Below are 11,692 nucleotides of genomic sequence, written 5' to 3' on the forward strand. Positions count from 1 at the left end.
TAGTCTGAATATTCGATAAATTTTATTCCCTATGTGTTATTTTTATTCCTTAAATGTAAAAAAAACAGAAAAAAATGGTATAAATAAAATGTAGTAATACAAAAATAATAAGTTTAAATTGTTCATTAAGTTTTGAATAAATGACAATTTAATAATGCAATTAAAGGGGATGAGAGATTATGGTTAAAAGGGTTATAAGCAGTATTTTATCGGTTACATTTTTAACTAGTTGTATTACTTTCTCTAGTAATGGTTCGCGTGTAAAAGCAGATGATATATCGACACTTACTAGTAATAGGCAAATAGTATATAGTGGTGAAAGTAATACGATAAAAGAAGATAATGTTACTACATCAAAAATTATTGAAGAAACAGGTACTGAAAATGTATTTGATATTACACTTCAAGTAACTACACAGGAGGATATTAGAAACATAAGTATATCTCCTGATGCAGCAACAGTATTGGTTCTTGATAGATCAGGAAGTATGGAGAGAACAGATGGAGATTCAACTTCTCGTTTTAAAGAAATGCAAGATGCCGCAAATGCTTTTTTAACACAGTATGCTAAAGTAGAATCAGGGAGTAGTGCAAAAAGATTAGTATCTATTGTATCTTTTTCTAGTGATGTGAAAAATGAAACTTATGATAGTCGAAATAATGTTAATAATTGGATTAATGTTGTAAGTGATTTAAATAAAGCAACAGAAATAATAGATGATCTTGATTATCCAGTTGGGGGAACTAATATTGAAGGCGGATTGATAATGGCTAACAATATTATAGCTGATGGGAAGAATAAAGAGACTCTTAAAGGGATAACAAATATTAATATTATTCTATTAACAGATGGTTGTCCTACATTCCATGCAAGTAGCAATACAGATAGTCTTAATACTATAAAAGGTGTAGAAGGTGGAAGCAATGTAGCATTTACAAGCGACTGGAAGCCTGTAGGTGGTACAGTCAATAATATATCAGCCAATTCTAGTAATATTTCTAAAACAATTAAAGAGAATGGTATAAATCTATATACTATTGCATTTTCAACACAAGATGCAATATTTTATACAGAAGATCCTGATAAAGATGATGGACATAAGAAACAAGATAACAATGGTGTTTATGTGGATTTAAATCCAAGTACTTGGATGGCAACTTTTGCAACACGTAATTTCTTAGCTAATAATGCCAGCGAGTTAAGTCAGCAATTTACAAAAATTAATCAATTAATTGCTTTAAGTGCTAAGGCTTGGAAGGTTTCTGACCCTATGGGAGATAATATTACTTATAGTAATGTTATTGATGAAAACTCTAATAATGCATATAGCTTTGATAAACAAACCAATACTTTGAATTGGGATTTAAAGAGTAGCACACCAGCTATAAGCCCTGAAACAGTTAATGGTGCTACAGTTACAACATATACTTATACATTAAAATATAGAGTTACTTTGGATACAACTAATAAAGGGTATAGTTATAATTCTGTTGATACTAATAAAACTACAACATTAGATTATTATCTATTCTCAACACAAAATAATACTCAAAGTGTAGAATTAAAACATACTAATTTTTATATTCCAAAAGTAAAGGGATTATTTGGAGAATTTAGTTTTACTAAGGTTGATGAAAATAATGATGCAATGAAAGATGTTACATTTACACTTACTGGAACTGCAACAGGATCAGAAAAATCAGTAGTAATGTCAACAACATCTTATTCAGATGGAAAAGTAAGTTTTACAAATATACCAGCAGGAGAATATACATTGACAGAAACAGCACCTGATGGCTATGTACAACCAGATTCATGGAAAGTAGTAGTATCTTATGGAAATGTCACTAAGGATTCTAAATTAGGCGATAGGATAGTAAATTATCCAACATATAGAGATATATCTGTTAAAAAAGTTTGGGATTTACCATCAGATAAAAAATATGAATTGCCTGAAAATGTAACTATTAAGCTTTATGCAAATAATAAAGATACTGGTAAAACATTAGTTTTAAGTGGAAGTAATAAATGGACAGGTAGTTTTGATAAACTTCATTATCTTGATGAAAATGGTGTTGTAATAAACTATTCAATAGAAGAAGTTGAGGTAGCAGGATATAATAAGCCATCTATTTCAAGAAGTAAAGATGGAAATGAATTTACAATTACAAATGAATACAATCCAGAGCGTATAGAAATTAGTGGTACAAAAAATTGGGTTGATTCATCTGGTAATCCAATTCAAGGCACTGTTCCAAAGATAAAAATTACTTTACAAAGAACTACATCAGATAAGTGGGAAAATGTTAAAACTATTACATTAGCACATCCAGATACTCAATATACTTTTGAAAATCTTGAAAAGACAGCTACTAATTCAAAGGAATATAAGTATCGTGTAAGAGAAGCTGAAGTAAAGGGTTATGAACCAACATATGATGAAAACTTAGATATAACTAATACCTATACTCCAGGTGAAACAGAATTAACTGTAAATAAAGTATGGGAAAATGTGAATATAGAAAGTGATACTTTACCAGAAGTTAGATTAATACTTTATCAAGATGGCAAAGTATATGATAATACTAAAGTTCTAAATGAAGAAACTGGATATACTTATAAATATACTAGTCTACCTAAATATGCTACTACAGGTGATGAATATAAATATACCGTTAAAGAAGAGGTGCCAGTAGGAACAGTTGGATATTCTAGCACTCAAAATATTAACTCAGATGGAAGTGTGACTATAACAAATACTTTCAATACTGAAAGGGTTAATATCACAGGAGTTAAAAATTGGGTAAATGTTCCTAAAGGTGCAATAGTTCCATCAGTTACATTACGTCTATATCAAAATGGAGTAGAAATAAATTCTATTACATTAGGTAGCGGAGTAAAAGTAAGTGATTCTTATGTATTCGAAGATCTTCCTAAATATTCTACTGATGGTACAGAATATGTTTATACAGTAATTGAAGACACTATTAATGGATATGAATCTAGTGGTGAAGGAAATGATTCGAATAAATATGTAATTAATAATACATTTGCTAATGAGAAAGTAACAGTTATGGGTCAAAAAAATTGGAGTGGTGTAGAGGATACATCTATTGTACCTACAATTACAGTTACATTAGAAAGTTCATTAGATGGAGATACTTGGACACCGGTTGAAGGAATGACTAAAGTATTAGCAGCTGGAGAAAGTTCATATAAATTTGAGGATTTACCTAAATATTCATTAGATAGTAGAGAATATAAGTATCGTGTGGTTGAATCTCCTGTAAATGGATATGTATCTTCTAATAATGGTGACTACAATATTTTAAATACCTATACTCCAGGGGAAACTTCAGTCAAGGTTACTAAGACATGGACAAATGTTAATCCTGACACAGATACTGTTCCAAAGGTTACAATCTTATTAAAACAAAATGGAACAAATATTGATAGCATAGTTTTAGATAAAGAAAATAACTACACTCATACATTTAAAGGTTTAGCTAAATATGCACCAACTGGAGAAGCATATGAGTACACTGTTGATGAAGTTCTAGAAGATGGTATTGTCGGTTATTCTAAACAAATAACATCAGGAAATGATGGATTTGTAGTTGATAATATATTTGATACTACAGATATAGATATAACATTTAATAAAGTATGGGAAGGAATTGCTGCAGGTGATGAAGTTCCATCAATTACATTACATCTTTATCAAAATGGAGTAGAACTTGAAGATAAGGTTATTACATTAGATGGTGGAATAAAAGGAAATAGAAGAGAAACTTATGTATTTGAAGATCTTCCTAAGTATTCTACTGATGGTAAAGAATATGTTTATACAGTAAAAGAAGATAGTATTACTGCATATGAATCTAGTGGTGAAGCAAATGCATCAAATAACTATACAATTACAAATACCTATACTCCAGGAAGTATCAGTATAGATGGTGAAAAAACTTGGAGCGGAGAAGGTGTTACAGATGAAGTTCCTACAATCACTATTAGATTAGAAAATTCAATAGATGGAGAAACTTGGGCTTTAGTTGAAGGAAAAGTAGTAGAATTAACAGCTGGAAATACAGAATATAGATTTGATAATTTACCAGAATACGCATCTAATGGAATGGAATATAAATATCGTGTAGTTGAAGATAAAGTTAAGGGATATGAACCTTCATATGATGAAGATTACAATATTACAAATATATATACTCCAGGAGTAACTTCAGTTAAGGTTACTAAGAAGTGGACAAATGTAGATCCTAATAATGATAAAGTTCCAGAAGTGAAGATTATCTTAAAGAAAAATGGAGAAGAAGTTGATAGTATAGTCTTAAATAAATTTAATGATTATACACATACATTTGAGGATTTAGATAGGTATGCACCAACTGGAGATGCTTATGTATATACTGTTGAAGAAGTTCTAGCAGATGAGGTTAAAGGTTATACTAACGAAATAACATCTGGCGCTGAAGGATTTGTTGTAGAAAATATTTTTGATCCTGGTGAGGTAGATATTACATTTACGAAAGTATGGAAAAATATTTCAGAAGACATAGAAGTGCCAGCAATTACATTACATCTTTATCAAAGTGGAGTAGAGCTTGAAGATAAGGTGATTACATTAGCTGGAGGAGTTAAAGAAGGCGGAAGAGAAACTTATGTATTTAAAGATCTTCCTGAATATTCAACTGATGGTACTAGATATGTATATACAATAATTGAAGATCGTGTTGATGGATATATACCTAGTGGTATAGCAGAAGCATTAAATAACTATACAATTACAAATACTTATTATGGTGGAGAAAAGATTGCTATTAATGGTACAAAAACTTGGGTTAATGTAGAAAATATTAATAAAGTTCCTGATATTACTATAAGAGTTCTTAGAGATGGAGAGGAAATTCATAATATAGTTGTTCCAAGTGGTACTAGAAAATATGAAATAGCATTAGATAACATGGTTAAATATGCTCCAGATGGACATGAATATGTATATGAATTAACAGAAGATAAGATTGAGGGATTTGAATCTGAAAGAGAGGGCTATAATTTCACAAATACTAAGATTATTGAAGAAGGTGTTTCTGGTATTAGTGATATTAATATAGGAGGTAGTAATAGTAATATAAATACTGGAGATAATAGTATGATGATACTATATGCTAGTTTAGCAGTAATTTCTCTTTCATTAATTTCAATGATTACTTTAAGAAAAAGAAGAAAAACTATAGAAAAGTAATAAATATAATTTTCTATAGTAGATAAATTAATAGAATAGACACACTGTTTATAAAATTATATCAGTGTGTCTATTTATTTGTAATAATTTTATTAAATTTACTATAGGTATCAAGAATTAAGTAACTTTTAAAGGGAAAATAATTTTAATACAATAAAATATTTGAGAACTTTTAATATTGTTAACATTACCCTCATTTTCCGTGTGTTAAATTTATAACTTACATATAAAAAATGAAATTATAAAATGTAAAGAGGTATAAATCATAAATTTCATCATAAATTTAATTGAAACTATAATTCAATTAAATTGGTAATTCAATAAATTTTTAGGAGATGAGGTGTTATGATTAAAAAAATTATTAGTAGAATTTTGACAGTTACTTTATTGGCGAGCTGTATTACTTTTTCCAGCCATAAATCTGTAGTAGAAGCTGAAGAATTAGAAGTAAATTTAAGTAATAGTCAAATAGTTGAACAAGGAGGAGAAAATAAAGTAGATTCAGACAAGGTTACTACTTCAAAAACTATTGTAGAAACTGGAGTTGAAAATGAGTTTGAAATAACTTTACAAGTAACTACAGAAGAGGATATAAAAAATATTAGTTTATCACCAGATGCAGCAACAGTATTAGTACTTGATAGATCAACAAGTATGAATGAAAGATCAGGAAGCACCACTCGTTTTCAAGCTATGAAGACAGCTGCAAAAGGCTTTTTAACAGAGTTTGCTAATGTCGAAGCTGAAAGTAATGCTAAAAGATTAGTTTCTATTGTATCTTTTGCTACTGATGTAAAAAATGAAACTTACGAATCAGGAGAAAATATATGGATTGATGTAACTAGCAACTTAAGTTCTGCAGAAGGCAAAATAAATAGTATTCAAAATCCTAATGGATGGACCAATATAGAAGGTGCATTATTAATGGCTAACAATATTGTAAAGGATGGAAAAAGCAAAGGTCTTCTTAATGGAAGTGATGGAAATGTGATAAGTAATATTAATATTATTTTATTAACAGATGGTTCTCCTACTGCCTATGCTAGCAATAGTAATTCAACCAGTATTAATACTATGAGTGGTGTAACAAGTGGATCAACAAATTCATCAACAACTGCCACTTGGAAGCCTGTAGGTGGTACTGTAAATGGTGTACAAGCAAATACTAATAATATTGCAAAGACTATTAAAGACAGTAGAGCAAATTTATATACTATTGCATTTTCAACTACGTCTGTGGGATTTTACTATGACAATAGTAGGAGTGTACAATTAAATCCAAGTACATGGATGTCAACTTTTGCAACACGTAATTTCTTAGCTAATGATGCATCTGAATTAACTGAGCAATTTGAAAAAATTAGTAAATTAATTGCTTTAAGTGCACAAGCTTGGAATGTTACAGATCCTATGGGAGAAAATATTATCTATAAAGAGATTGAAGAAGAAAGTGGAAATAACTCATATAGCTTTGATAATAATATTTTAAAATGGGATATCAAAAATAGCGATTCAGTAGAAAGTACTACAGAACAAGGGAATAAAAAATATACCTATACGCTAAAATATAGAGCAATTCTAGATACAACTAAAGAAGATGTCAATTATGATTATGTTGCAACAAATGGAGAAACAATATTAGATTATTATTTATTTTCAAAACAAGGCGAAGATGAAAGTTTAGAATTAAAGCATGCTAATTTTAATGTTCCAAAGGTAAAAGGATTATTTGGAGGATTTAATTTCACTAAGTTTGATGAAAATAATAAGGTTATGAAAGATGTTTCATTTACACTTAGTGGAACTGCAACAGGATCTAATAAAGCAGTAGTAAAGACAGTAATATCTGACTCAAATGGATATGTATCTTTTAGTAAAATTCCAGCAGGGGTATATACCTTAACTGAAGCAACACCAAGTGGATATATAGCAGCAGGCCCTTGGAATGTAGGGGTAGCCTATGGTAATACTACTAAAGATGCTACTTTAGGTGATTCGATAATCAATTATCCAGCAGCTAGAAATATTAATGTTGAAAAGAAATGGAGCGGATTACCGGATGGTAAAACAGATTTACCAGAAGGAGTAACTGTAAGGCTTTATAAAAATGGCGTTGAAACTGATAATTCATTAGTTTTAAATAAAGTTAATGAATGGAAGGGAAGCTTCACTAATCTTCCTTTTATTGATGAAAATGGAGTAATAACTTATTCAGTGAAAGAAGATAAGGTATTAGGATATGAAACAGCCATTGAAAGAGATGAAAATGGAAATAAGTTTACAATTACAAATTCATATAATCCAGAATTGATAAAAATTAGCGGTATTAAAACTTGGGTTGATGAATCAGGAAATAATATTGAAGGAGAAGTTCCAGATATATTAATCACATTACAAAGAACTACAGCAGATAACTGGGATGATGAAAGTAAAATAGAGGATGTTGAAAGTATTACTTTAATAAGTGGTGAAACTCAATATATCTTTGAAAACCTTCCTAAGACAGATACTAATTCTAATGAATATAAGTATCGCGTTAGAGAGTCAAAAGTAAATGGGTATGAATCAAAATATAACGAGGAATTTGATATTATTAACACATATTCTCCAGGAGAAACTGAATTAACTGTAAATAAGGTATGGAATAATGTGGATGTGGAAAATGACATCTTACCAGAAGTTACAGCAGTATTATATCAAAATGGTAAAGTATTTAGAACTGAAGTTTTAAACAAGGTGAATGGATATAGATATACTTTTACTAACTTGCCTAAGTATGCAAAAACTGGTGCTGAATATATATATACTGTTAAAGAGGATATGAAAGAGGGAACAGTTGGTTATTCTAGTGAAGAACTAGTTAATGAAGATGGTAGCGTAACTATAACTAATACTTTTGATACGACAAAAGTTGATATTTTAGGTTTAAAGAAGTGGGAAAGTGTTCCTATAGGTGCAGAAGTACCATCAGTTACTTTACGCCTTCATCAAAATGGAGTAGAAATTAAAGTGATTACATTAACTAGTGGAATAAAAGAAAGTGAAGAATATTCATTTAAAAATCTTCCTAGATATTCTACTGAGGGAAAAGAGTACACTTATACAGTAATCGAAGAAACTACTAATGGATATATATCTAGTGGTGAAGGAAATGTATCTAATGATTATATAATTACTAATACATTTACTAATGAGAGTATAACTGTTATGGGTGAAAAAACTTGGAGCAATGTAGAAGATAAAGATTTAAATACTGTACCAATAATTACAATTAAATTAGAAAGTTCACTTGATAAAGGAGAAACTTGGTCAGAAGTTGCAGGTAAAGTAATAGAATTAACAGCTGGTAATACTAAATATGAATTTGAGAATTTACCAAAGTATGCTTCTGATAGTAGGGAATATAGCTATCGTGTAGTTGAAACTCCAATTACAGGTTACATTACTTCAGAGAATGGAAGCTATAATATACTAAATACCTATACACCAGGAGAAACTTCTATTAAGGTTACTAAGAAGTGGACAAATGTAGATCCTAATACAGATAAGGTTCCACAAGTTAATATTATATTAAAACAAAATGAGGCTGAAGTTGATAGAATAGTTTTAGACAAAGAAAATGAATATACTCATATCTTTGAAAAACTAGATAAGTATGCTCCAACTGGAGAAGAATATATATATACTATTGAAGAAGTTCTATCAGATGATGTTGTGGGTTATACTAAGGAAATAATATCAGGAGAAGATGGATTTGTAATTGAAAACATCTTTGATAGAAATGCTACAGTAGATATACCATTTATTAAGATATGGGAAAATGTTACTGATAATTCAAAGGTACCAGAAATAAAATTACACCTTTATCAAGATGGAGTAGAGCTTAAAGACAAAGCTGTTACATTAAAAGGTGGAATAAAGGAGAATAGAATAGAATCTTATTTATTTAAGGATCTTCCTAAGTATGCTACTGAAGGAAAGGAATATGTATATACAGTAATTGAAGAAACTGTTATGGGATATAAATCAAGTGGTGAAGCAAATGCTTCTAATAATTATACAATTACTAATATATTTACACCTGAAAGTATAGATATCAGTGGTAAAAAGACTTGGAGTAATGTTAGTGAGGAGGATTTAAGTAAGGTACCAACTATTAAAATTTTATTAGAAAGTTCAACAGATGGAATAATGTGGGCTCCAGTAGAAGGAAGGGTATTAGAATTAACAGCTGGAAATGCTGAATATAGCTTTGATAACCTACCTAAATATTCAGTGCAGGGAAATAAGTATAAATATAGAGTGGTAGAAGAAGCTATTAATGGATATAAAGCTTTATATGATTTAGAATATAATATTATAAATATCTATACTCCAGAAGAAACTTCAGTTAAGGTGACTAAGAAGTGGACAAATGTAGATCCTAATACAGATAAGGTTCCAGAAGTTGAAATTTCATTAAAGCAAAATGGAACTGAAATCAATAGTGTAGTTCTAGATGAAGAAAATGGTTATTCTCATACATTTGAAAATTTAGCTAAGTATGATATAACTGGAGAGGAATATATATATACTATTGAAGAAGTTTTATCAGATGATGTAATAGGTTATGAAAAGAATATATCATCAGAAAATAATGAATTCACAGTTGAAAATATATTTAATAAAGATGCTATTGTAGATATACAATTTAATAAAGTATGGAAAAATATTTCTGAAGATTCAGAAGTACCAGAAATAAAACTACATCTTTATCAAAATGGAGTAGAACTTAAAGATAAGGTTGTTACATTAGATGGTGGAATTAAAGAAAATGGAAGAGAAAAATATGTATATGAAAACCTTCCTAGATACTCTACTGATGGAAAAGAATATGTATATACTATAAAAGAAGATAGTATTAATGGTTATACATCTAGTGGAGAAGCTAATGAAGCTAATGAATATACAATTACAAACACTTACGATGGTGGAGAAAAGGTTCCTAGTATTAGTGATGTTAAAACTGGAGATAATAGTATGATGATTCTGTATGCTAGTTTAGCTATAATTTCTCTTTCACTAATCTCTATAATGGTTTTAAGAAAAAGAAGAAGGACTATGGAAAAGTAATAAATTTAATTTTCTATAGTAGATAAATTAATAGAATAGACACACTGTTTATAAAATTATATCAGTGTGTCTATTTATTATATAAAGTGACAAAATTTAATATAATAAAATTTGATGAAAATATGGTAAAATGGTATATATATTGTTAAAATTATGTAAGGAATCGAAGTTTGAGTATAAATATAATAAGAGTATTAAAATCTTACTATTTATAAAATAAAAATTACATTAATAAAATTTACTGGAGGCACTGTCAATGAGAGAACTTTTAAGGAAGACACTTATATTAATTTTTTTAGGTATTTTTATTTTCTCAACCTATAATCTTTATAAAATATTTAGTGAATATAAGGGAAATAAAGAAGTATATAATGATATAAGTGAGATAGTTGTAAAGGAAGATAAAGAAGTTAAAATAAAAAATGATGAATATGCTGCTCTAAAAGAAATTAATGAGGATTATATTTTTTGGATAAACATTCCTGAAACTAATATAAACTATCCAGTAGTTAGGTCTGAAAATAATGAAGAATATTTATATAAGAATTTTAAAGGAGAAGCAAATAGTGGCGGAAGTATATTTCTAGATTCTAGAAATGAATCCTTAGAAGATGAAAATATTATAGTACATGGGCATAATATGAAGGATAAAAGTATGTTTGGTACTTTGTCAAAATTATTAAGTTCTGATTATTTAAGTAATAATAAAAAAATATATATACACTTAGAAAACAAGATATTAGAATATGAAATATTTTCAGTTTATGTAAATAATGGAGACTTTAATCCTTACAAAACTAATTTTAGTACTGATGAAGATTTTAATGAATATATAAATAGTGTTAGAAGAAAATCTTATCAAACTTTAGATTATCTTGAAGAGGGTAATAAGAATATATTAACATTATCTACATGCACGAATGCTACTGGTGAGGAAAGAACATTAGTACATGCTAAGTTAAAAGCTGAAAAAGAAATTTAAATAAAAAAGTTAATAAATAAAATGAAGAGGATGGAGAGGCATTAATAGCTAGCATCCTCTTTTTAATATAGAAAATTTTAATAAAATAGTTTTAAATGGAAAAATATTTAGTTAAAAATATATTGGTTTATCATTTTTAGTAAGTCTACTATATAAAATATAAGTAGATAACTAAGTAAGGAGTAGTCATATGAAAAATAAAACTCTATATGAAGTATTTATTGGCTTATTATCCTTAATGGGAATAGTAATGATAATCTTAGATTTGATGTATAAGCTTCCTATAATAGTAGTAGAAAGCTTCAATTATATTAACTTAATTATTACTATTATTTTTGTA

Annotated in this window: 3 protein-coding genes; all 3 read left to right on the forward strand. The window is 28.5% G+C overall.

From position 1 onward, the window contains the following. Positions 1 to 179: 179 nt before the first annotated feature. The 3 genes from QK892_RS04735 to srtB all read left to right on the forward strand — a co-directional run bounded on the left by QK892_RS04735 (position 180) and on the right by srtB (position 11,352). A complete protein-coding gene (locus QK892_RS04735) occupies positions 180 to 5,258 on the forward strand; it encodes a Cna B-type domain-containing protein (protein WP_317272382.1) in 5,079 nt (1,692 codons plus the stop codon). Between the two features lie 345 nt (positions 5,259 to 5,603). Next, complete coding sequence (locus QK892_RS04740) at positions 5,604 to 10,370, forward strand: Cna B-type domain-containing protein (protein ID WP_317272383.1); 4,767 nt, start codon at positions 5,604 to 5,606, stop codon at positions 10,368 to 10,370. 256 nt (positions 10,371 to 10,626) lie between these two features. Next, positions 10,627 to 11,352 (forward strand): class B sortase, encoded by a 726-nt coding sequence (gene srtB, locus QK892_RS04745; protein ID WP_317272384.1) that lies wholly within the window; start codon positions 10,627 to 10,629, stop codon positions 11,350 to 11,352. The last annotated feature ends 340 nt before the right edge of the window (positions 11,353 to 11,692 follow it).

Origin of the sequence: Clostridium lamae (assembly GCF_033043255.1) — a bacterium.
Taxonomy (GTDB): domain Bacteria; phylum Bacillota; class Clostridia; order Clostridiales; family Clostridiaceae; genus Clostridium; species Clostridium lamae.